Genomic DNA, 23,081 nt, shown 5'->3' with positions numbered 1-23,081 from the left:
TCTGCTGAAGGAACTCGGCAAATTGCACGCGTAACTTCGGAAGAAGCGTGACCCCTCATTACGCAAGTGGTGGGGGGTGGCACAGACCAGGGGGTAGCGACTGTTTATCAAAAACACAGGGCTCTGCGAAGTCGCAAGACGACGTATAGGGCCTGACGCCTGCCCGGTGCCGGAAGGTTAAGAGGAGAGGTGCAAGCTTTGAATCGAAGCCCCGGTAAACGGCGGCCGTAACTATAACGGTCCTAAGGTAGCGAAATTCCTTGTCGGGTAAGTTCCGACCTGCACGAATGGCGTAACGACTTCCCCGCTGTCTCCAGCAGAGACTCAGTGAAATTGAATTCCCCGTGAAGATGCGGGGTTCCTGCGGTTAGACGGAAAGACCCCGTGCACCTTTACTATAGCTTTACACTGGCATTCGTGTCGGCATGTGTAGGATAGGTGGTAGACTTTGAAACCCGGGCGCCAGCTCGGGTGGAGTCATCCTTGAAATACCACCCTTACCTATATGGATGTCTAACCGCGGCCCGTCATCCGGGTCCGGGACAGTGTATGGTGGGTAGTTTGACTGGGGCGGTCGCCTCCTAAAGAGTAACGGAGGCGCGCGATGGTGGGCTCAGAGCGGTCGGAAATCGCTCGTTGAGTGCAATGGCATAAGCCTGCCTGACTGCGAGACTGACAAGTCGAGCAGAGACGAAAGTCGGTCATAGTGATCCGGTGGTCCCGCGTGGAAGGGCCATCGCTCAACGGATAAAAGGTACGCCGGGGATAACAGGCTGATGACCCCCAAGAGTCCATATCGACGGGGTTGTTTGGCACCTCGATGTCGACTCATCGCATCCTGGGGCTGGAGCAGGTCCCAAGGGTATGGCTGTTCGCCATTTAAAGCGGTACGTGAGTTGGGTTCAGAACGTCGTGAGACAGTTCGGTCCCTATCTGCCGTGGGTGTAGGAATATTGACAGGATCTGTCCCTAGTACGAGAGGACCGGGATGGACGTATCTCTGGTGGACCTGTTGTGGCGCCAGCCGCATAGCAGGGTAGCTATATACGGAATGGATAACCGCTGAAGGCATCTAAGCGGGAAACCAGCCTGAAAACGAGTATTCCCTTGAGAGCCGTGGAAGACGACCACGTTGATAGGCCGGGTGTGGAAGCGCAGTAATGTGCGAAGCTTACCGGTACTAATAGCTCGATCGGCTTGATCGTTCACATTGCCTGTACCCGCCATAATCGGCGGGCAGTAAAGACAACAGCTTCTCGAATGAGCGCATGCGTTTTGCCGACCTGGTGGTTATGGCGGGGTGTCTACACCCGATCCCATTCCGAACTCGGCCGTGAATCGCCCCAGCGCCGATGGTACTTCGTCTTAAGACGCGGGAGAGTAGGTCGCTGCCAGGTCTGCCAAGCGCATGTGTCTCATTATCTTCTCTTTACATGGCTCCCATGCGGAGCAAACGCGCCAGCATGCTGGCGCTTTTGTTTTCTTCGGTGTCATTGGCATCCGGAGTTGGCGCGGGGTGGAGCAGCCCGGTAGCTCGTCAGGCTCATAACCTGAAGGTCGCAGGTTCAAATCCTGCCCCCGCAACCAAAAAAACCATCAGCATGACAAAAAGCTCGCAAAGCCTTCCGGCTGGCGGGCTTTTTTTTGCCCGCAGCTTGCTCGGCTGGTGCTCGATCCGATTGCCTGTGGTTTCCTTTCGTCCGCGGCCGCGATCACCCGCCTTGGCATGGCCAGAAAGGGACACGTGTTCCCACGCAGTGCTGGGAGCCGACCCGCCTCTTCGATCTGTTCTTCGCTTGATCCTTGACGCGTATTGGGGAAAGACGAAACCGTCGAGGCAAACCGCGCGGGCAATGTCGGTTGTATGGGGCGAACCAGCAGATCGATGACAGCGATGAAGGCCGATTCACCCGGGGCGGCCCCTGAGCCGCAGTCAAAGGAGTTGCAGCGCGCTGAGATCGAGCTGCGCGAGCACGCCGCGCGTGCAGAAGCGCCGCTCTTCTGGCCGGTGCGGCTGCAATGCGCGGTTGGTGGCGTAGGTCGCGTCGGGCCGGTGCTGATGCTGGCGGTTCTGGCCATTCTTCTTGCGACGGAGCACCCCGGCGGTCTCGGCGCGGTTCTGGCCAACCCGAATACGACCGCAATAGGCGAGGCATTGTTCTTTGCGGTCACGCTGGCTCTCCTGCTGGAGTTCGCCGGTCTCATTCCGCTTGCCGCACAGCGAGATCTTGATTCGCTGGAGAACGAATTGACGCTCGATGCAGCCGAGCAGGGCCGGTTGCGGGCCGCGCTGATATGTCGGCTGGATGGCAAGAGCACGCTCCTTTATGCGGGCATCGGCGCCGGTCTCGGTCTTATCCATGCATGGTATGGAGGGGGACTGGGCAACGATTCTGGTCTGGTGAACGGCTTTGCCGTGGCGACGGTGATTCTGTGGCTGCTGATGTTCCAGACCGGCGCGGTTCTGGTCACCAACGCGCAGCTCTTCGCCGCCCTGGGCGCCCAGGCAACGATGGTAGAACCCTTTGCGCCGCAGCGGCTCTATCCCTTCGTGCAGGCCGCCCTTCGACCGATGCTGCTCATCACGAGCCTGTTGGCGGCCTATCCGCTGACCCTGCTGACCACGCCTGTCTGGAGCGGCAGCACGCTCATCGGGCCGGTTGCCACTCTGGCCTTGGCGCTTGCGGCGGTATGGTTGCCGCTGCGGGGCCTCGCCGGGCGAATGCGCCTGGCGCGCGATCAGGCGCTGGCGCGCATCGACGCCGAAATCTCACTTGTCTGGGGTGAACTGGAGCGCAATACCGCGTCGGCCGACCGGCTGGAGGCTCTGCTTGCCCTGCGCGACAGGCTGGGTCAGGCTCCCCTCTTGCCGCTGGCCATACCGGGCCTCTGGCGTGCGTTGTTGTATCTTGCTCTTCCGCTGGCCACCTGGTCAGGCAAGGGCATTGCCGAAGCCGTACTCAATCAGATGCTGGGCACTGCGTTCTGATGCCGTAGCAGCAGGCCGTGTCGGTGCGGCCTAGCTTGGCGGCCTAGCTTGAAGGCTCCTCGTCGATGCTCTCCAGGTAACGCACGAAACTGCGCCCGCCCTCGATCAGGTCGTCCCTGAAAGCGTCGGCGAGTGCCTGGGCATCGCGTGCCCTCAGCGCGTTCAGCACGTTGAGATGCTGGTGCGGACCGTCATAGCTCGGGTGGCCGAACGGGTAGAGGAGATTGAGCAGAGGCCCGATCTGCACCCAGAGCCGCTCCAGAATATCGATGAGCTGGGGCATCTCGGACCTGCGATAGACCGAGAAGTGGAACTCGTAGTTGGCCAGCAATGCCGCCGGGTAGTCCTTCTCCAGTTCGGCGCGGATCAGGGCCTCGTGCAGCTGCTCCAGCTCGGCGATGAAGGCGTCGTCTACGTTGGGCAACGCCTTGGCGGCCGCGTGCGGTTCCAGCAGCAGCCTTATTTCCCGCAGCTCCATATATTCCCGCAAGGTCAGCCGGCGGACGCGAATGTAGTAGCCCGGTTTCATCTCCAGCGCGCCATTGCGGACAAGCTGGAGCAGGGCCTCGCGCACGGGGGTCTCGCTGGTTCCCAGCGTCCGCGCCAGATCTCTGATCTTCAGCCTGTCGCCCGGCTGCAATCTTGCGGCCATGAGCTGGTGCTTCAACTGCGCGTAGATCTGCGCAGACAGGCTTTTCGAATGCACATCGGTCAGGCCATGCATCTATCTTGAACTCCAGCGCGGTTTCGCCGTTCAGTCGGTACGTACCACTGCGGCTTTCGCAAGGTCCAGCATCTTGGTCCACAGGGCCATCCAGCAAGTCGCTTGCCCATCGTGGATACATGATATATCAAAAAGCGGCAAACATCATGCTGGGTAGGAAACATGGATCAGCAGACAATCGACGCAGCGTTGCGGGCGCGGGCAGCCAAGGTCATCCCCGGAGGCATGTGGGGCCATCAGAGCGCCACGCGCGTGCCGGCAGGTTACCCGCAATATTTTTCGCGGGGCGAGGGATGCCGCACTTGGGATGCCGATGGCCGCAGCTATATCGATTACATGTGCGCCTGGGGCCCGATGATCCTGGGCTATGGCGATCGCGACGTCGAGGAGGCGGCGGCGCGCCAGCGCGCCGAAGGTGACGGACTGAACGGGCCGACCCCGCGACTCGTCGAACTCGCCGAACTGGTGGTCGACACCGTTTCCCACGCCGACTGGGCGATGTTCTCCAAGAACGGCACCGACGCGACAACCGCCTGCGTGACCATCGCGCGCGCCGGCACGGGGCGCCGAAAAGTGCTTGTTGCGCGGGGTGCCTATCACGGTGCCATCCCCTGGTGCACGCCGTCCGTGGCGGGCGTCACCGAGGAGGACCGGGCCCATCTTGTGCCCTACGACTTCAATGACGCGGCGAGTCTCGAGGCCGCGGCGGAATCCGTCAAGGGCGATCTCGCTGCCGTCATCGTGTCGGCCTTCAAGCACGATCTCGGCAAGGAGCATGTGCTGCCGACGCGCGAATTCGCCCAGGCCGCGCGCCGGATCTGCGATGCTGCCGATGCGGCGCTTGTCGTCGACGATGTGCGCGCGGGCTTCCGCCTTGCCATGGGCGGCAGCTGGGACCTGGTCGGCGTCAAGCCGGATCTCTCCGCCTGGAGCAAGGCGATCGCCAATGGCCGCGCGCTGGCGGCGGTGACCGGCAATGATCGCTTTCGCGAAGGGGCAAAATCCATCTTCACGACGGGTTCGTTCTGGACCGCCGGCGTTGCCATGGCCGCATCGATCGCAACGATCACCAAGCTGCGCGACACCGACGGCGTCGGGCAGATGACGTCCTCCGGTCAGCGTCTGCGGGACGGGCTGCAGGCCCAGGCGCGCAAATATGGTCTGCCCCTGCGCCAGAGCGGCCCCGTGCAGATGCCTGTGCTGCTGTTCGATGGCGATGAAGACCGCAGTCTCGGCAACCGTTTCTGCCTCGAGGCGCTGCAGCGCGGCGTCTATTTCCACCCCACGCACACGATGTTCCTGTCGACGGCGCATACGAAGGCGGTGATCGACGAGACGCTGCAGATCACGGATGAGGTCTTTGGCGCGGTCGCTCGCGCTTATGACGGGGTCACCGCAAAAGCCGGTTGACCGCGAGTGCGTTCGATATATCATGTATCCAATGGGAGGTGCCGTCTCGTGAGTGCCGCATCGCAATCCGCCGATCGTCGAAATTTCTCCGAGGCCCATTTGGCGGACCGCGCCAAGTTCATCCGTCTGGAGACGCTTCGCCTGACCCGCATCGCGGGCGCCGGTCACTATTCCAGCACCTTCTCGGCGGCCGAATTGCTGGCCGCGCTCTATTACGCTCATTTGCGCATCGATCCGGCCAATCCCCAATGGGAAGACCGCGACCGCTTCGTTCTCAGCAAGGGGCATGCGGCCATCGGGCTCTATCCCGTCCTGGCCGATCTCGGCTTCTACCCGCCATCCAAGCTCGATGATTTCACGCGGCTGGGCAGCGCGTTCGGCGACCATCCGGACATGAAGAAGATCCCGGGCATTGATTTCTCGTCCGGCTCTCTCGGACATGGCCTGTCCGTCGCGCTCGGCATGGCGCTGGCCGGCCGCATGGCGGGGCGCGACTACCGCACCTATTGCATGCTGGGCGACGGCGAACTCAACGAAGGCCAGATCTGGGAAGCGGCCATGGCGGCCGGCCATTTCAAGCTGCAGGGTCTGGTCGGCATTGTCGACCGCAACCAGCTGTCGATCGACGGACCGACCGAAAAAGTCATGTCGGTGGAGCCGCTCGTCGACCGCTTCACGTCGTTCGGCTGGGATGTCAGGCGCATTGACGGACACGATATGCCGACTGTCCTGGCGACGCTCGCTGCGCTCAAGCCGGCGGGCGAGGGCAAGCCCCAGATGATCATCGCCGACACGGTCAAGGGCCGCGGCGTGAAGTACATGGAGCTGTCGCTCGACTGGCATGTCGGCAACCTGGTCGGCGCCGACTATGACGACGCCTGGTCGGAGATCGAAGCGGGGCTGCAGCCTCTCGAGACGGAGAAGGCATGATGGGCGCGGCAGGACAGGACCAGAGCACGCTCTTTCGCGGCGACGACACCGAACTGCGCCTCAAGGATGCCAAGTCGGTGCGCGGTACGCCCGCAAAGTCGATGCCGGCCTTCATTTTGGGTGACGAACTCGCTGACCTGGCCGAGACCGATCCGCGCATCGTGGTGGCGACCGCCGACCTCGCAAATTCGAGCCGGACGCGCGACTTCGCCAACCGGCATCCCGCGCGCTTCATCGATTTCGGAATCGCGGAGCGCAACATGATCACGGCAGCCGCCGGCATGGCGTCCTGCGGCATGGTACCCTACGTGGCCACCTTCGCCTCCTTCGCCGCCATTCTCGGGGCCGAGGCGATCAAGACAGACTGCGCCTACCCTCGGATGCCGGTGCGCATCATCGGGCACCATTCCGGCATCTCGATGGGCTTCTACGGCACCAGCCACCATTCAACCGAAGATCTGGGCATGATGCGCAGCATCGCGGATCTGACGGTGGTTTGCGCGGCCGACGCCAACCAGCTGCGCGCGATCCTGCGTGCTTCCGTGGACCATCCCGGCGCGATGTATATTCGCCTCGGCCGTGGTCGCGACGCGGAAGTCTATGAGGAGGTCCCGGCGGACTTCGCCTTCGGCAAGGCAGCAAAGCTGCGTGATGGCAGCGACCTGACGATCATCGCCACCGGTTCGCAGGTCCATGCATCGCTGGCGGCCGCCGACCGGCTGGCCGGCGATGGCAAGAGCGTTCGCGTCCTCGACATGCACACGATCAAGCCGCTCGATGCCGACGCAATCCGCGCGGCCGCGCGCGAGACACGCGCCATCCTCACGGTGGAAGAGCACAACATCGTCGGCGGACTTGGCTCCGCCGTCGTCGAAGTTCTCGTCGACGAGCAAAGGCTGCCGTTTCGCCGCCACGGAATCCTGGACGAGTTCTCGCTGATCGGGCCGCCGGCGGCGCTCTATGCGCATTACCGGCTCGACGCCGATGGCGTGACGGAGACCGCAAGGGAGCTGCTGGACAGGATCAACTAGAAGCGGTGACGGGTCGTCTCCAACGAGAGCAAGAACACTCGAGGCGAACCCATCCACTCACTGAATGATGCAATGGGAGAACGTCATGAAATCACACCTACGCAGCCTGATTCTTGCCGGGACAGGCGCCGCCCTGCTCGCGGCAGCCGCAATGCCCGGCGTGGCCATCGCGCAAGACCAGCCACTCGTCATCGCGCGCAACCTTGAGATCAACTCGCTCGATCCGCACCGGGCTTTCTGCGATACCTGCCAGATCTATTTGAGTTCGACCTATCAGGGCCTCGTGCGACTGGCCGCTGACGACAGGTCCATCGAGCCGCTTCTCGCCACCGAATGGACGGCGAACGAGGATCAGACCCAGTTCACCTTCACGCTTCACCCCGACGCCGTCTTTTCGGACGGGTCACCGGTCGAAGCCAAGGACGTCAAATGGACCTTCGAGCGGCTGAAGAACGTCCAGGCCGACCCATCCTTCATGATGAACGGCCTGGTCTCCATCGATACGCCGGACGACAAGACGGTCGTGGTCAACATGGAAAGCCCGAATTCCGAGTTCATCGGAATCCTTGCCGCCCCCTATGCCGGCATCATCAACAGCGATGTGGCCACGGAGAACGGGGCGATCGCCGGGGAGGATGCGGCCTCCGCCGATCAGGCCGAGACCTGGTTCCTGGCAAACTCGGCCGGAAGCGGCCCCTATGTCCTCGACACCTATCGCCCTGACGATGAGCTCCGGTTCCGCGTCAACGAGAACTACTGGGGCGAAGCGCCGGCCATCTCGGAAATCGTGATCGATCAGGTTGCCGACGCGGTGTCACAGGCGCAGATGCTGCAGAGCGGCAGTGCCGACATCGCCATGCAGGTCGATCCGGATACGGCCTCCACGATCAGTTCGCCCGACATCACGATCGAGACGGTGCCGTCCTACAATTTCATCTACGTGATGTTCTCGCCCGGCGCGCAGGGGGCCGAGCTTCTCGATCTCGAAGTGCGTCAGGCAATGGCCTATGCCATCGACTACCAGGGCGCGATCGACTTCACGGTCGGGGGCGAGGGCGCGTTGCAGGCTTCGCCGATCCCGAACGGGTTCCCCGGCACGGACGGGCTGCCGATGCCCGAGGAAAACCTCGACAAGGCGCGTGAAATCCTCGCTTCGAAGGGGCTCGAGGACGGATTCACGCTCGACATCACGGTTGCCTCCCTCAATGTCTACGGCGTGGACCTGACGCTGCTGATGCAGAAGCTGCAGCAGGATCTGGCGCGCATCAACGTCGCGATCAACATCCAGCCCGTCGCCTCGGCGGTGTGGCGTGAGCAGACGGCCAATCCCGGCATTCCGTTCAGCGCACGTTTCTACGCGCCGGACTATTACGGTTCGGCCCAGTACGTGCAGTTCTTCGGCATGCTGCCCGACACTTTCTGGGAGCGCCGGGCAAGCGGGCAGGGCAAGGTTGACCTGGTCAACCAGCGCCAGGTCGAGCTCTTCGAGCAGGCACTCGCGGCCTCGGGCGACAGGATGAACGAGCTATATCACGAGATCGCGCTGGAGATGATCAAGGACCGCATCATCGTCCCGGTGGTCAGCCCGAATCTCATTCTGGCTTATCGTAACGAGATCGAAGGCGTACGCTACAGCGCCTGCTGCAACCTGCCGCTGGCGGAACTCAGCCGCAAGTAAGCGTGCGACCGACAGAAGGGCATCGCGATGTCGACCTATATCGTCCGGCGTCTCATCGCGATGCCTCTGTTGCTGCTCGGCGTGATCACGGTCGCATTCCTGCTGACACACTTCACCGCCGCCGACCCGCTCACGTCGATCATCGGCGAACGGCAGATGAACAACCCGGCGGTCGTCGAGGCTGCACGCGCGCGATGGGGTCTCGATCGTTCGCTGCCCGAACGCTACGTCATCTATCTCGGCAATCTGCTCCAGGGAGACATGGGTACGTCGTTTCGCACGCGTCAGCCCGTTGCCCACGACCTGATGGTCCGACTGCCCGCAACCCTGGAACTCGTCATCTCGGCCATGCTGCTGGGCACGATCTTCGGCGTCGTCCTGGGCGTGCTCGCCGCGCGCTTCCGTGACGGCCCCATCGACAATATCGCTCGCTTCTTCGCGCTTATCGGGGCGTCTGCCCCGGTGTTCTGGACGGGGCTTGTCGTGCTCTTCATCTTCTCCGTGCAGCTCGGCTGGCTGCCGGGCCCCGGCCGCATCGACAGCCGCGCCGTCGCGCCGCCATTCGTCACCGGCTTCTACACCATCGACACGCTGGTGGCCGGCGACTGGGCCGGCTTCCGCAGCGTGCTGATGCACCTGATCCTGCCGGCCAGCGTGCTCGGCTGGACCGTTACCGGCATCGTCTCGCGCATGGTGCGCGCTTCGATGCTCGACGTGCTCAGCCAGGAATACATACTGGCGGCGCGTGCCAAGGGAGCCGGTCCGTTGCGCGTGCTCATCAACCACGCGCTGCGCAACGCCATGCTGCCGACACTGACGATCCTCGGTTTCTCCTTTGCCTATCTCATCACCGGCGCCATCCTCACGGAGACGATCTTCTCGTGGCCGGGCATCGGTTCCTATGCGGTTGCCGCCGCCCGCGGGCTCGATAACCCGGCCATCGTAGGCGTGACCATCATCGGCGGGGCGGCCTTCCTCATCACCAACCTCTTGACGGACATTGCCTATGCGCTGGTCGATCCGCGGGTGAAGCTCTCGCGGCAGGAGGGATCATGAGCCTCACCGCGTCGGGCAACAGGAAGCACCGCGCCGGCCTGCCGCAATGGGCGACACTTCCGGTCATGCTCGGCGGTGTCATCCTTCTCTACTGGATCGTGGTGGGGCTCACGATCCCGCTGTGGGCACCTTACGAGCCGACGATGCTCGCCGGAATGCGGTTCCAGCCTCCCAATGCGGAACATTGGCTGGGCACGGATGCGCTTGGCCGGGACGTTTTCACCCGCACGCTCTATGGCGTGCGCTACTCGCTGCCCATCGCCGGCATGGTGATCTTCTGCGCCGTGCTGATCGGTTGCACGCTGGGGGCCATCGCGGGTTTCGTCGGCGGTATCGTCGACAGCATCATCATGCGCCTGGTCGACGTGACGCTTTCCTTCCCGCCGATCCTGCTCGCCATGGCGGTGACGGCCGCCCTTGGGCCCGGTCTCGGCAATGCCGCGATCGCGATGGTGATCGTGTGGTGGCCGATCTATGCGCGGCTGATGCGCGCGCAGGTGCTGACCGTGCGCGAGCGCGAACATGTGGAGGCAGCGGTGGCGTCGGGTGCGACAAGGCCCCGTGTTCTGGTCAAGCACATCCTGCCGCTGTGCTGGAGCCCGATCATCGTCAATGCCACGATGGATTTCGGACAGGTGGTTCTCCTCGTCGCCAGCCTGTCCTTCATCGGGCTGGGCGCCGCGCCTCCGACGCCGGAATGGGGTCAGATGATCTCGGACGGCGCGCTGCATTTCTACCGCTGGTGGATTGCCGCCGGTCCCGGCATCGCGATCCTGTCGATCGTTCTGGGCTTCAACTTCCTCGGCGACGGCCTGCGCGACTTTCTCGACCCGAGGTCGAAATGACGGTGCCGTTGCTCCAGATACGGGATCTCAGCGTCTCCTTCGCCAACCGCCGCGGCGATCCGTTCGAGGCGGTCAGCGGGGTCGATCTCACCGTGAATGCGGGCGAGCTGCATGGCGTGGTCGGCGAGTCCGGTTCCGGCAAGAGCGTGACCATGCTGGCGGTGATGGGGCTCCTGTCGCCCGGTGCCCGGGTTTCCGGATCGATCAGGCTGGATGGCCAGGAACTTGTCGGCCTCAGCGAGCGGCAGATGCGCAAGGTTCGCGGCCGGCGCATAGGCTACATCTTCCAGGATCCCATGACCGCGCTCAATCCGCTCATGACGGTCGGCGCCCAGATCGCCGAAGCGGTACGTCTCCACAAGCCGCAGGTCGGCAGATCGCAGGCACGCGAGCGGGCGGTCGAACTGCTTCGCCTGGTCTCGATACCCATGCCCGAGGAGCGCGCCAGCCAATACCCGCACGAGTTTTCCGGCGGCATGCGGCAGCGCGCCGTGATTGCCATGGCGATGGCCAACGAGCCGGAGCTTCTGATTGCCGACGAGCCGACCACGGCGCTCGACGTCACCATCCAGGCCCAGATCATGGAACTGCTGGAAAGGCTGCGCCAGGACAAGGGTGTGGGCATCGTGCTGGTCACCCACGACCTTGGGGTGGTGGCAGGCGCGGCCCGTGGCCTGTCGATCATGTATTGCGGCCGTGTCGTGGAACGCGGCTTGGTCGACGATGTCTTCGATAAACCGCTTCACCCCTACACCAAGGGTCTGCTGGGCAGCCTGCCGCAGCCGGATGCGCGGGCTGCCAGGCTTCGCGCCATACCCGGCGCCCCGCCCCCCATCGGCGCCAGGCCTTCCGGTTGCGCCTTTCATCCGCGGTGTGGTTTTGCCCTCGACATCTGTCGGGCGGAGCGGCCAGGCCTTCGCCCGATCGGCGCAACGACGGTCGCCTGCCACCGCGCGGAAGCTGTCGCCATGCGGGAAGCCGTAGAGGTCAGCGTGCACGATGCTTGATCCGCTTGCCGCCCCTCGCACAGCGTCGCTGGACGACCCGCCTTTGCTGGCGGTGCGGAATCTCGTGAAGGAATTTCCCATCCGCGGCGGGCTGTTTGGCCGGGCCAGGGGGGCCGTTCGCGCCGTCTCCGATGTCAGCTTCGAGATCGGGCATGGGGAGACATTGGGTCTTGTCGGCGAATCCGGCTGTGGCAAATCAACCTTGGCCCGCTGCGTCGCACGGCTGTTGCGGCCGACGTCCGGCCAGATCCTCTTTGATGACAACGATATCGCAGGCCTCGATCATCGCCGGATGAGAGCGTTGCGCGCGCGCATCCAGTTTGTGTTCCAGGACCCGCACGCCTCTCTCCATCCCCGCATGACGACGCGCGACATCATTGCCGAGCCGCTGCGGTTGAGCGGCATGAATGCCGAGCAGAAGCGAGCGCGCGTCGACGAATTGCTCGCCCTGGTCAAGCTCGATCCCGCCCACGCCAACCGTTATCCGCACGAGTTTTCCGGCGGCCAGCGCCAGCGCATCGGCATCGCACGCGCATTGGCGCTTAGCCCCGACCTGATCATTCTGGACGAGCCGGTTTCAGCGCTGGACGTCTCCATCCAGGCGGGTGTGCTCAACCTTCTGAAAGATCTCCAGGACCGTTTCGGCCTCTCCTACCTGTTCATCGCGCACGATTTGTCCGTGGTGCATCATCTCTGCGACCGCGTTGCGGTGATGTATCTGGGCAAGATTGTCGAGATAGGCGACCGCGATCTGCTCTATGCCGCGCCGAGCCATCCCTATTCGCAGGCGCTTCTGTCAGCGGTGCCGCTGGCGGATCCGCGCAAGGAACGCGCCCGCGCCCGCAAGGTGCTGCAGGGCGACGTGCCGAGCCCGGCATCGCCGCCATCCGGTTGCCGCTTCCGCACGCGTTGCCCGCGTGCCCAGGCGCTGTGTGCCGAGCGCGAACCGTTGCTGGAGGCTCAGGCAGGCGGCACCGCGGCGGCCTGTCACTTCCCGCTGACCGGCTGAGCCAGCCTCTTCACAATTTGCCGGAAAACGGGTTCGCCATGTGCTCGAGCGGAATGAAGATGCGGTCGAGCGCCTTCTGGGTGACCGGTTTTCGCGGCAGGAACTCGGGCAGGAAACGGCGCAGATAGTCGATCGCGCAGGCCGTCGCCTCCTTGCGATATTGGTCGGTGATGTGGCCGTGCCGGCCATAGGACAGAGCCCAGATGCCGTCCATGCTGGCGCCCGCGATCTCCAGCCGCTCGACGAGATCGGGAACGATCGGCATGTGAAAATAGGCGTCAAAGAAACGCTCGCGGCTCATGGCGATACGCGCATTGCCGGTCAGGTCGGCATTCCTGACCGCGACGCTGACGCCGGCGCCGAGGAACAGACGCAGCGCCGCCGGCCTGCTGTTCTGGAAGTCGGCCGCCCGGGCATGGATCATGTGCAGCAGTTCCTGCCAGGTCTGTGGCTCGGGGTCCGTCAGTGGCGTGATCGAGGTCTGGTAGATTTCCTCGTTGAAGCGCAGGGCCAGCGCCACGAAGGCGGCATTGCGGTTGGGAAAGAAATGGTAGACGGAGGCAAGCGGCACATCGGCCGCCTCTGCGATCTGCGCCAGGGAAATATCCTCGTCGCTATTGTCGGCCAACAGCCGCTCGGTGGCGTCGAGCAGGATGTTGTAGCGCTCGACGCCGCGCTTGCGCATCGGGCGCGAAGAGGAGAAATCCATGCGGGGTGCCTGGGAATCCGTCACCTCTGCCTGCTCCTTCTGTCTGTCATGCGCGCATGGCCTCAATGGCGCGCAGGAGGATGTCGTCCGCGCCGAGTTTACCCGGTTTGAGGTACAGCGACAGGTGCTGCGGTGCATCGACGACGCAGAAGCCGGTGCCCAGTTCCGATTCCGGCATGGCCCGCACGCGCCGCACGCCCAGCGCCTCGACCACCGATCCCGACGTTTCGCCGCCGGCGACCGCCAGACGCCTGACGCCACGATCGACCAGACCTCTTGCGACGGCGGCCAGCAGCCGCTCGGCCTTGCGCGCCGCGTTGAGCGCGCCATGGGTCTTCTGTGCCTGTTCGACAGTCTCGGTGGCGGCCGCCGTGGTGATGCCCAGCGGCTGGTCGCCGATGTGCGAGGACGCCCAGCCAAGCGCCTCCGCGACGATTGCTTCTTCCGGACGCTCGTCGAGCAGATCGATCGTGAGGACGGGATGAGATTGCGCGAAGACGGCGAGTTGTGCCATCGCCACCGGGCCGACACTGCCGACGATTGCCGCCGCGGGTCCCGTTGCGTGTGGGGGGAGCGGGGCCGCGTTCGCCTGAGCGTTGCCGGACACTGCCTTGGCGAAGGCGATGATGTGGGCATCGCTGCCGATCGTGGTGCGCATCACAGAAGCCAGGCGTGCGCCCATCTCAGCGTCGGAATCGTCGGAGCAGTCGACCATCACGTAGTCGACGCCGTCGTGCGCGAGCGCATCGAGACCCGCCTGTGCGGCATCAATGCCCGCATGCAATGCCGCGTGCGGGAGCAGGCCGACCTTCGCCTGCGTCTGCCGCGACAGCACCCGCACGAGATCCGGATCGGTCATCGGCGTGAGCGGATCGAAGCGCTTGATCGATTCCGAGACGAGCCGGTTCCGATAGAACAGATAACCCTGGTGCACCGTGGCGCCGAAACGCGGAAAACCCGCGCTGAGCAGCATCGGGGACTGTGCGTAGCGACGCGCCAGCAGGTCTGCCACCGGGCCGATATTGCCGTCGTCGGTGGAATCGAAACTGGCGCAGACCTTGTAGGCGACCCGATCGCATCCGGCCGCGTCGAGACGCTCGGCAATATCCTCGACCTCCGCCACGGCTTCCGCCGCCGGTATCAGCCGGGTCCGCGTCGCCACCACGACAACCGGTGACGGTTCGATCGAGGCGAGTTCGCCTTTGTCGAATACCACCGGGCAGGCAATGCCCGCCCCCTCGATATAGCCGGCGATCATCAGGCCGCCCGTGAAATCATCCGCCACGATGCCCAGCATCTGCAACGTCTCCCAAAAACGATAAGCAATTCGATTTTCTATCAGCAAAATCGGGCATATCACAGCGCGGATTTCTTTCACGCGCATTGTCGTTGGGCAACAATTCGACTAATCTCCGATATATCATCCAGCATGGAGGAGGTCCGCTGTGAACGAGAAGAGCGCGCGGGAGGCGATGGTCGCGGCCGTCCGCTTTCTGGAAGACAAGGGCCTCAATCACGGCAGTGCCGGCAATGTCAGCATGCGCTTCGGCGAGGGAGCGCTGATCACGCCCACCGGCGGCCGCGGCGACTGGCTGACGCCCGACGACATCGTCCACATTTCGCTCGACGGCGAGGTAAGCGGCCGCGGCAAGCCTTCCAGCGAGTGGCGTTTTCACACGGGCATCCTGCGCACGCGGCCGGAAGCGGAGGCGGTGGTCCATACCCACGCCGATTGCTGCGTGGCGCTGAGCTGCCTGCGCAAGCCGATCCCGCCGTTCCACTACATGATCGCCAGTTTCGGCGGCAACGACGTTCCCTGCTCGCGCTACGAGCCTTTCGGCTCGGCCGCGCTGGCCGATGTCGCCGTCGAGGCGATCAAGGGGCATCTTGCCTGCCTCCTGGCCAATCACGGCATGATCGCGATGGGGCGCAGCCTGCAGCATGCGCTCGACCTTACCGTCAAGCTGGAGACGCTCGCGCGGCAATACATCCTCGCCTGCCAGGTCGGCGAGCCTGTGCTGCTCGATGAGGAGGAGCTGGTAGAGGTCCATGCCCGCTACGGCACCTATGCCGCCGCCGCGATGCCGCGCTGAGACCTTCGATGCGCATCACCGGCAAGACACGCATCATGTTCATCCTGGCCGATTCTGTCGGTCACATCGTCGGGTCCGACGTTCTCAACACCGCGTTCGAGGAACTGGAACTCGACATCGCCGTCTCGCCACTGTCGGTGGGCGCGGCCGATCTCGCGGACATGTTCGCCATGATCCGGCGTCTCAAGAACGTCGCGGGGTTCGGCGTGACCATACCGCACAAGATCGTGGCCACAGACCTGGTCGACGAGCTGACCGATGCCGCGCGCGACATCGGAGCCGTCAATTTCGTGCGCCGCAATGAAGACGGCAGCCTCACGGGCCACAACGTCGATGGCGAGGGATTTCTGGCCGGGCTCACCGCGCATGGGGTCGCCGTCAGCGGCGCATCCATCCTGCAGATCGGGGCCGGCGGCGTCGGCCGCGCCATCGCCTTTGCGCTGGTCGGCGCGGGGGCAGGGCAGATCCACCTCGTCAACCGCGACATGGCGAAGGCGGAGGAACTGGCGCACGCAATCCGCGCCCGGGGTATGCCTGTTGAGATCCACGTCCACGCCAGCGAAGACGGGCTGCCGCGCGAGACGTTCGACCTCGTGATCAACGCCACCGCGCTCGGCATGCATGAAGGCGACGCGTTGCCGCTGTCGCCGGCGCGGCTGGTGGCCTCGACCACTGTGGCCGAAGTGATCATGGCGCCAGTGAAGACACCGCTGCTGGCCGAGGCGGAAGCGATCGGCTGTCGCACCGTGCCTGGCATCGCCATGATGCAGCCTCAGCCGCTGCTTGTCGCGCGCTTCCTCGGGCTGGTGGCCTGACGCAGGGACTTGCCTGATCGCCAACACAAGAAAACGGCCGGCTCATCGAGCCGGCCGTCGTCGTTGTTTTGGTGCCGTCGCGATTACTGGGTCAGCCAGGCCGTCCAGCGCTCGCGCAATTCGTCGCGGTTCTCACCGATCCAGGCGAAGTCGGGATCAACCAGCAGCTCGTAATTGGCCGGATAGGTGGCGAACAGGCTCTGCTCGTCTTCCGGCAGCTGCGCCAGTCCGGCGGTCGAGGACGTTGCATAGCCGACGGCACGGATGAATTCCGGATGTCCGGCTGCATTGCCGTAGAAGAAGTCGATGAAGGCCAGCGCGCCTTCGGGGTTGGGCGAGTCCTTGAGCACGGCGAAGTAGCCGGTATCGCGCAACGCGCCGTCCCAGGCCATGGCGTAGGGTGCGCCATCCTTGATCGTCGCCAGCGAGCGGCCGGAATAGGCCATGGTCATGACGACTTCATTGTCGCGCATGATCTGCTGAACCTGGTTCCCGGTCTTCCACCACACCGCGATATGGGGACGGATCTCATCCAGCTTTGCATAGGCGCGGTCGATGTCCATGGGGAAGAGGTCTTCCTTGGCGACGCCATCCGCCAGGAGTGCCACGGCCGGCAGCCACCAGTCGCGATCGCCCGTGTCGGGCAGGCCGCGCGGTCCGGGAAAACGCTCGACATCCCAGAAATCCGCCCAGTTCTGCGGAGCCTCGTCGGCAAAGACTTCCGAATTGTAGGTCAGCACCATGCCGCCGGTCGTCCGTGCCACGCCCTTGCCTTCGCAGGCCCCATCCAGCGCGTATTCGACCACGTTCGGCATGTCGGCGCAGGGGATGTCGAGCAGGATGTCGGCCTTGTCGACGAGATCCGGCCCGGTCGCGGTGACGATGTCGAACTCGATATTGCCGCTGCGCACCATGCCCTCGGTGCGGGCCCACTGGTCGGGAACCTCGATGTCGAACGGAATGACTTCGGTTCCGGTCTGTTCCTGGAAGGGCAGGTACATGTGCTCTTCGAGCATGTTGCGCATGAGACCGCCGGTGGTGGCGATGACGACCTCGTCGGACATCGCCGGCGCAGATGCGCCGAGAAGCAGCGTGGCACCAAGCATCGCCTGGATAGGTGTCTTCATTTTCATGTCAGCCTCCTTTGCTGAGTTCCCCTGTTTTCATCAGGATTCCTGAACCCCCGCCGCGCGCCTGTCGGCCATGCGCTTGAGCAGGCCGGCGCCGATAAGGACGGCGATGGACAAAAGTGTCAAAAGGACCGCGATCGCGGGGATGACCGGTGTCAGGTTCTGCTCGATGTCGTCGAACATCATGCGCGGCAACGTCTTGTCGCGGATGCCTGCCAGAAAGAACGCAATCACCGGTTCGTCGAATGAGATGATGAAGGCGAACAGGCCGCCCGCGAAGACGTTCGGCAGGATCATCGGAAGGGTGATGAGCCGAAACGCGGTGAAGCGCGAGGCGCCGCAGCTCATGGCCGCGTCCTCCAGTGCCGGGTCGACGCTCGACAGCGCGGCCGCCACGGTGAAGACGGTGAAGGGCATGGCGATCAGCGAGTGCGCGAGGACATAGCCGAGCGTCGTTCCGGACAGGCCGGTGCTCTGGAAGAAAAGGTACAGCGCCACTGCCAGCGCAATGTGCGGCACCACGATCGGCCCGATCAGCAGCGCCTGGAAGAGCGTGCCCATGTTGCCCGCTCCACGCACCAGCGCATAGGTTGCCATCGTGCCGATCACGGCGGTGGTGATGGCGGTCAACACCGCGATCCGCACGCTGAACCAGGTCGCCGCCATCCACCGCGCATCTCCGAAATAGGACTGGAACCACCGCAGCGTGAAGCCTTCCGGGGGGAAGGCGAGATAGTTCGATTCGCTGAACGACATCGGCAGGATGATCAGGATCGGCAGCAGGATGAACACCAGCACCGCATAGACATAGGCGTTCAGAAGCAGGGAACGGGCGTTCATACGCGAGCTCCCAACATGCGTTCGAAGCGGAATACCTTGCTGAAAGCGATGGTGATGACGGTCACGATCAGGGTGAGCACGCCGACCAGGGCAGCGGCGAATGGCCAGTCGAGATTTTCGCGCATCTGCTGGGAGATCAGCGTGGCGATCATCATTTCCTGCGGCGAGCCCAGCAGCGCGGGGGTGATGAAGTAGCCGAGCGCGGTGAGGAAGACGAGGATGAAGCCGCCCAGAATGCCGGGCATGGCAAGCGGCAGCGTCACTTCCCAGAAGCTGCGAAGAGGCCCCGCGCCGCAGATGGACGCCGCGCGCACATAGTCGCCCGGGATGTTGCGCAGTGCGCCGTATATCGGCAGCACCATGAAGGGCATCAGCACATGGGTCATCGCAATGACGACGGCGCCTTGCGTGTAAAGCAGCCTGATCGGCTCGTCGGTGATGCCGACAAACTGCAGCGATTGATTGATGATGCCGTTTCGCTGCAGCAGGATCGCCCAGGCGGCCGTGCGCACGAGCACCGAGGACCAGAACGGCAGAAGGATGCAGGCGGTGAGCAGGATTGCCTTGGGACCGCGCGAATTGGCCATCAGGACCGCCACCGGCAGGGACAGGGCGAGAGACAGCAGGCCGACCAGCAGCGCGATCTGGAGCGTGCGCATTAGAACCCGCCCATAGACCGGGTTTTCCACCACACGTTGGTAGTGCTCCAGCGTCGGCTGCGGTTCGAGCACGGAAATCGAGAGCAGATTGCCGAGCGGATAGAGGAAGGCGAAGATGACCAGGGCGAAGAACGGCCCCATCAGAAGCAGGATCGTTGCCCGCGACATCCTGCGGCCGTCGGCCTCGAAAAAGCGGGGTGCCGACATCAGGCTTCTGCCTCCGGGTAGAGAAGCAGCGCCTCGGGTGGGCAGGTCAGGCCGATCCGGTCGCCGGGGCTGACAGGGTGCTGGCCGGCGCTCGGCACGCGCAGGCGTACCTCGGTGCCATCGGCGAGATTGGCGATGATCAGCGTGCCGGCGCCTGCATAGACGACATCGCGCACGGTCGCGGCCCAGGTTCCGTCGGTTCCGGCCCGGCCATATGTCAATCGTTCCGGGCGTACCGCCAGCACCGCGCGGCCGGACTTCACCGGGGCGATACTGGCGTTGCGCGGCAGTATGATCTCTTCTCCCTCGACCAGTCTGGCCCGGTTGCCGTCCCAGTCGACCGGCAGCATGTTCATCTCGCCGATGAAGCTGGCCGCGAACAGGTTGGAGGGCCGCTCGTACAGCTCGCGGGCAGGAGAAACCTGCTGCAGCTTGCCGGCCTTGAGGATGGCGATCCGGTCAGCCATGGTCAGCGCCTCCCCCTGGTCGTGGGTGACGAAGACGACCGTGAGGCCGAGCTCGGAATGCAGCCGCTTGATCTCGATCTGCATTTCTTCGCGCAGGTTCTTGTCGAGTGCCGAAAGCGGCTCGTCCATCAAGAGCACGCGCGGGCGGTAGACGATGGCGCGGGCAAGGGCCACGCGCTGCTGCTGGCCCCCCGACAGCTGCTTGGGCATGCGGTCGCCGTAGCCCGCGAGACGCACGGTCTCCAAGGCGGCTTCCGCCTGGCGTCGGCGCTCGCCTTTCGGCACGCCCCGCATCTTTAGGGGAAAGGCGACATTGTCGGCGACGTTGAGATGTGGAAACAGCGTGTAGTGCTGGAAGACCATCCCGATATTGCGCTTGTGGGGGGGAAGCCTGGTGCAGTCCTGGCCGTCAATGACGATCTGGCCCGCCGTCGGGCGTTCGAAGCCTGCGATGCTCATTAGCACCGTGGACTTGCCCGAGCCGCTGGGGCCGAGAAGCGCGACGAATTCGCCTGCCTGGACTGTCAGCGACACGTCGTCGACCGCCCGGACCGTGCCGAACTGCTTCTCGAGCGAGCGAATGTCGATCGACGCGCCATTCGTCGGCAGCGAGGCTTCTCGAGGCATGGGAAACTCCGTTTGATCGTCCTTGTCGTTGAAGCGCCGCCCGCCTCGTTTCAGGACGGTACACGATATATCAGAAAGCTCAAGTAATTTGATTATCTTTGAGTTTCCGACATGTGGTGCGTTTCGGTGCTTCCCTCCATGGCGGCCGCGACCGCGTCTTCATCGGGAGTAATCGAACGGAAAATCCATGAAACATGGGGATATTTCTCGCAGCTTGAGGTGGCTGGCACCTGTGGCTCGACCGATCAGGAGAGAAAGTCCGCATGTAGTTTCCCGAATTGTGTATCATTAAATCGATTTTGTGGCCCTTGACAGTCGCCGAATCCGGGTGCCTGATATATCCGAATTGCCAAGCAGGCACGAGTTGAGGGAGCAGGACCCGCCGGGCTGCCTCCCACCGTTTTTTACGCGGGAAGGATGCGGCCCTTGCTTGCCGAAGAAGTTTACGTCCGGCTTCGACTGGCGCTCATGAGGGCGGAATTGTTGCCGCATCAGCGGTTGAAGACGCGCGAGTTGGCCAGAGACATGGGCACGTCGGAAACGCCGGTGCGCGAGGCGTTGATTCAGCTGGCGCGCGACGGCGCCGTGGAAATCAAACCGCGCTTCTATATTCGCGTACGGCGTCTCACGCTGGCTGAGTATGTCGACATTCGCGACATCAGACTGGAGCTGGAGCCGATGGCGGCCGAACGCGCCATGTCGAACATGCTCTCCCCCGATATCGCCCGGCTCGAGGCTTCTCACGCGGCCCTGGTTGACGCGGAGCGTGTCGGCGCCTGGGGCGCCGCGTTGGAGGCCAACCGCGCGTTCCACTTCGCCCTTTTCGAGCATGCCCGCATGCCGGCGCTGCTCCAGGTGCTGGAGCGTCTGTGGATGCGCGTCGGCCCCATGCTCTCCGAACTCTATCCCGATGCCCTGCCGCATTATCCCGACGGCCACCAGCACGAAGCGATCCTGCGCGCGCTGCGCAAGCGCGAAGCCTATGCGCTGCGCATGGCGGTGCGGCTGGACCTCATCGAGGGCGGGCGCCGTCTTCTGCGGCGCCTGACACACATGGAAGCCCAGCCCTTTGAATTTGAGGCCGGGGCCCGCCTTTCTTCTTCACCCGTCGCGCTGAACCAGGAGTGACCGGACCATCATGACAAAGAAACCCTTCAGTTTTCCAGAGATCGGCCCGCACGCGGTGCGGCCATGGGCCGTGCGCAAGGGCTATGCCGACGAGCATTTCCTGTCGGACTACCGTTTCCAGTTCCCGCGCGAGGACCCGGAGCTCGCCGAGGTTTTCGTCTACACGGACCGCATGTCGTACGATCCGGGCGAGACCGTCGAATTCCGGGGCTCGACCACGGCGAACGAGTGGTCGATCCAGATCTACCGCGACGGCCACCGCCCCGAGATGGTGCATGAATCCTTCGGCCTGCCCGGCAGCTTCACCAAGACCTCCGAGACCGCCTATATGGACGGCTGCGATTGGCCGGTGCTGCACCGCTGGGAAATCCCGCGCGATCAGCGTTCGGGCTTCTACCGCGTCGTGTCGACCTGCATGCGCAAGGGTGGCGAGCGTTTCGTCCAGCATCACTTCGTCGTGGTGCGTCCCACGTCTTCGACGCGCAAGGGCCGCATCCTGTTCATGCTCGCGACCGGCACCTGGACAGCCTACAATGACTGGGGCGGCGCCAACCACTATTTCGGCACCTGGGGACCCGACAAGAACGAAGGTTCGCCGATCCTCTCGCTCCAGCGCCCGTGGACGCGTGGCATGGTCTGGCTGCCCAAGGGCGCTGCCCGCATCACGGTCGCGCCGCTGCCCGACATGAACGACGCGCCGCGCTTCCCTTCCAAGGAGTGGGGCTATTCCGGCGGCTGGGGACAATATTACGCCGCAGCCGGCTGGGCGCAGTTCGACCGGCATTTCGCGGTCTGGGCCGAGCGCGAAGGTTACGCTTTCGATATCATCACCCAGACCGACCTGCACTACCGTCCCGAAATCCTCGACGACTATTCCTGTCTCGTTACCGTCGGCCATGACGAGTACTGGTCCTGGGACATGCGCAAGACGGTCGAAACCTTCGTCGAGCGCGGCGGCGGCTTCTCGCGCTTCGGCGGCAACTTCCTGTGGCAGATCAGACTCGAGGATGATGGTCGCCAGCAGCATTGCTGGAAGTTCAAGGCGCCGACGATGGACCCGGTGCGCGACGATCCGGAACGCAAGCACCTCCTGACCGCATCCTGGGAAAGCGGTGGCGTCAACTGGCCGGGCGCGTCCACGGTCGGCGTCAATGGCTGCCATGGCATGTATGGAAGCTGGGGCGGCTTCGCGCCGCGTGGGTCGCGCGGCTTCACCGTCTACCGGCCCGACCACTGGGTGTTTTCCGGTACCGATCTCCGCTACGCCGACGTGTTCGGCGCGGAGGCCGGCATCTTCGGCTACGAGGTCGACGGCCTCGACTATACCTTCCGCCAGGGGCTGCCCTATCCGGTGGAAGCTCCGGGCGTGCCCGAGGAGATCGACATCCTCGCCATGAGCCCTGCCGTGCTGTTCGAATACGAGCACGAGGGCGAGGGCGTGCGCTACTATGTCCGCGACGGAGACCTCAACGGTCTTGCCGAACTCGCCGCGGAGGAGACCTCCGTGGCGCGACGCAAGTTCCAGTACGGATCCGGCATGGTCGTCGGCATGAAGCGCGGCAAGGGCGAGGTGCTGACGGCGGGAAGTTGCGAGTGGATCATGGGACTGACCCGCGGCGATCCATTCACGGAACAGATTACCCGCAACGCGCTGGATCGGTTCACGGCGGGATAGGACCGGCCATTGCCTGGAGAGTGAACAAGACCCTGCCGGGAAGCTCGAAGCC

Annotated in this window: 20 protein-coding genes, 1 tRNA gene and 2 rRNA genes (1 of these 23 cut by a window edge); 16 read left to right on the top strand and 7 right to left on the bottom strand. The window is 63.9% G+C overall.

What is annotated here, in order from left to right; genetic code table 11:
- The 4 genes from GRZ55_RS18040 to GRZ55_RS18025 form a co-directional block, all read left to right on the top strand.
- Positions 1 to 1,205 (top strand): 23S ribosomal RNA (locus tag GRZ55_RS18040) (it extends 1,606 nt beyond the left edge of the window).
- 77 nt (positions 1,206 to 1,282) lie between these two features.
- Positions 1,283 to 1,397 (top strand): 5S ribosomal RNA (gene rrf / locus GRZ55_RS18035).
- A 113-nt stretch (positions 1,398 to 1,510) separates the two neighbouring features.
- A tRNA-Met gene (locus GRZ55_RS18030) sits at positions 1,511 to 1,587 on the top strand.
- A 307-nt stretch (positions 1,588 to 1,894) separates the two neighbouring features.
- Positions 1,895 to 2,989, top strand: a complete 1,095-nt coding sequence (locus tag GRZ55_RS18025; RefSeq protein ID WP_169288351.1) for a hypothetical protein — start codon at positions 1,895 to 1,897, stop codon at positions 2,987 to 2,989.
- Between the two features lie 43 nt (positions 2,990 to 3,032).
- On the opposite strand, the gene GRZ55_RS18020 is transcribed toward GRZ55_RS18025, so the two are convergent.
- Entirely contained in the window at positions 3,033 to 3,713 is a 681-nt protein-coding gene (locus tag GRZ55_RS18020; RefSeq protein WP_169288350.1) for a GntR family transcriptional regulator, read from the bottom strand.
- Between the two features lie 162 nt (positions 3,714 to 3,875).
- Between GRZ55_RS18020 and GRZ55_RS18015 the strand changes: the two genes are divergently transcribed.
- From GRZ55_RS18015 to GRZ55_RS17980, 8 genes are all read left to right on the top strand, one after another.
- The gene (locus GRZ55_RS18015; RefSeq protein ID WP_169288349.1) at positions 3,876 to 5,123 is read left to right on the top strand and encodes an aminotransferase class III-fold pyridoxal phosphate-dependent enzyme; all 1,248 of its coding nucleotides are present in this window, start codon (positions 3,876 to 3,878) and stop codon (positions 5,121 to 5,123) included.
- A 48-nt stretch (positions 5,124 to 5,171) separates the two neighbouring features.
- Positions 5,172 to 6,053 carry a transketolase gene (locus GRZ55_RS18010; RefSeq protein WP_169288348.1) on the top strand — a complete coding sequence of 294 codons (882 nt, stop codon included), beginning with the start codon at positions 5,172 to 5,174 and terminating at the stop codon, positions 6,051 to 6,053.
- Positions 6,050 to 7,084 carry a transketolase family protein gene (locus GRZ55_RS18005; protein WP_210257407.1) on the top strand — a complete coding sequence of 345 codons (1,035 nt, stop codon included), beginning with the start codon at positions 6,050 to 6,052 and terminating at the stop codon, positions 7,082 to 7,084. The genes GRZ55_RS18010 and GRZ55_RS18005 overlap by 4 nt, the downstream gene beginning before the upstream one ends.
- Before the next feature lie 85 nt (positions 7,085 to 7,169).
- Complete coding sequence (locus GRZ55_RS18000; RefSeq protein ID WP_246734852.1) at positions 7,170 to 8,762, top strand: ABC transporter substrate-binding protein; 1,593 nt, start codon at positions 7,170 to 7,172, stop codon at positions 8,760 to 8,762.
- A 27-nt stretch (positions 8,763 to 8,789) separates the two neighbouring features.
- A complete protein-coding gene (locus tag GRZ55_RS17995; protein ID WP_169288347.1) occupies positions 8,790 to 9,818 on the top strand; it encodes an ABC transporter permease in 1,029 nt (342 codons plus the stop codon).
- Positions 9,812 to 10,663 (top strand): ABC transporter permease, encoded by an 852-nt coding sequence (locus GRZ55_RS17990; RefSeq protein ID WP_368856642.1) that lies wholly within the window; start codon positions 9,812 to 9,814, stop codon positions 10,661 to 10,663. Before GRZ55_RS17995 ends, GRZ55_RS17990 begins: the two co-directional genes overlap by 7 nt.
- Positions 10,660 to 11,670: an ABC transporter ATP-binding protein gene (locus GRZ55_RS17985; RefSeq protein WP_169288345.1), complete on the top strand. Its 1,011-nt coding sequence runs from the start codon at positions 10,660 to 10,662 to the stop codon at positions 11,668 to 11,670. The genes GRZ55_RS17990 and GRZ55_RS17985 overlap by 4 nt, the downstream gene beginning before the upstream one ends.
- Complete coding sequence (locus tag GRZ55_RS17980) at positions 11,663 to 12,679, top strand: ABC transporter ATP-binding protein (RefSeq protein WP_169288344.1); 1,017 nt, start codon at positions 11,663 to 11,665, stop codon at positions 12,677 to 12,679. The genes GRZ55_RS17985 and GRZ55_RS17980 overlap by 8 nt, the downstream gene beginning before the upstream one ends.
- A 10-nt stretch (positions 12,680 to 12,689) precedes the next feature.
- Here the strand turns inward: GRZ55_RS17980 and GRZ55_RS17975 are convergent, their stop codons facing one another.
- Entirely contained in the window at positions 12,690 to 13,412 is a 723-nt protein-coding gene (locus GRZ55_RS17975) for a TetR/AcrR family transcriptional regulator (protein WP_169288343.1), read from the bottom strand.
- A gap of 22 nt (positions 13,413 to 13,434) precedes the next feature.
- Positions 13,435 to 14,685, bottom strand: a complete 1,251-nt coding sequence (locus GRZ55_RS17970; RefSeq protein WP_246734851.1) for a four-carbon acid sugar kinase family protein — start codon at positions 14,683 to 14,685, stop codon at positions 13,435 to 13,437.
- Positions 14,686 to 14,860: 175 nt separating this feature from the next.
- On the opposite strand from GRZ55_RS17970, the gene GRZ55_RS17965 reads away from it, so the two are divergent.
- Positions 14,861 to 15,481 (top strand): class II aldolase/adducin family protein, encoded by a 621-nt coding sequence (locus tag GRZ55_RS17965; RefSeq protein WP_169288394.1) that lies wholly within the window; start codon positions 14,861 to 14,863, stop codon positions 15,479 to 15,481.
- Between the two features lie 8 nt (positions 15,482 to 15,489).
- On the top strand, positions 15,490 to 16,296 hold the full coding sequence (locus GRZ55_RS17960; RefSeq protein WP_169288341.1) for a shikimate dehydrogenase: 807 nt from the start codon (positions 15,490 to 15,492) through the stop codon (positions 16,294 to 16,296).
- Positions 16,297 to 16,379: 83 nt separating this feature from the next.
- Here the strand turns inward: GRZ55_RS17960 and GRZ55_RS17955 are convergent, their stop codons facing one another.
- Genes GRZ55_RS17955 through GRZ55_RS17940 form a run of 4 tightly spaced genes read right to left on the bottom strand, consistent with a single transcriptional unit; the run spans position 16,380 to position 20,226 of the window.
- Entirely contained in the window at positions 16,380 to 17,429 is a 1,050-nt protein-coding gene (locus GRZ55_RS17955; RefSeq protein WP_169288340.1) for an extracellular solute-binding protein, read from the bottom strand.
- Positions 17,430 to 17,462: 33 nt separating this feature from the next.
- A complete protein-coding gene (locus GRZ55_RS17950) occupies positions 17,463 to 18,266 on the bottom strand; it encodes an ABC transporter permease (protein WP_169288339.1) in 804 nt (267 codons plus the stop codon).
- Positions 18,263 to 19,132, bottom strand: coding sequence for an ABC transporter permease (locus GRZ55_RS17945; RefSeq protein WP_169288338.1), 870 nt, complete (start codon positions 19,130 to 19,132; stop codon positions 18,263 to 18,265). Before GRZ55_RS17945 ends, GRZ55_RS17950 begins: the two co-directional genes overlap by 4 nt.
- Positions 19,132 to 20,226 carry an ABC transporter ATP-binding protein gene (locus GRZ55_RS17940; protein WP_169288337.1) on the bottom strand — a complete coding sequence of 365 codons (1,095 nt, stop codon included), beginning with the start codon at positions 20,224 to 20,226 and terminating at the stop codon, positions 19,132 to 19,134. Before GRZ55_RS17940 ends, GRZ55_RS17945 begins: the two co-directional genes overlap by 1 nt.
- A 417-nt stretch (positions 20,227 to 20,643) precedes the next feature.
- Between GRZ55_RS17940 and GRZ55_RS17935 the strand changes: the two genes are divergently transcribed.
- A complete protein-coding gene (locus GRZ55_RS17935; protein ID WP_169288336.1) occupies positions 20,644 to 21,354 on the top strand; it encodes a GntR family transcriptional regulator in 711 nt (236 codons plus the stop codon).
- 10 nt (positions 21,355 to 21,364) lie between these two features.
- Positions 21,365 to 23,029 carry a N,N-dimethylformamidase beta subunit family domain-containing protein gene (locus GRZ55_RS17930; protein WP_169288335.1) on the top strand — a complete coding sequence of 555 codons (1,665 nt, stop codon included), beginning with the start codon at positions 21,365 to 21,367 and terminating at the stop codon, positions 23,027 to 23,029.
- Positions 23,030 to 23,081 lie beyond the last annotated feature (52 nt).

Source organism: Chelativorans sp. ZYF759, assembly GCF_012911015.1.
Taxonomy (GTDB): Bacteria; Pseudomonadota; Alphaproteobacteria; order Rhizobiales; family Rhizobiaceae; genus ZYF759.
Note: the sequence above shows the minus strand (reverse complement) of the source record. Positions and strands in the feature narration are given on the sequence as shown.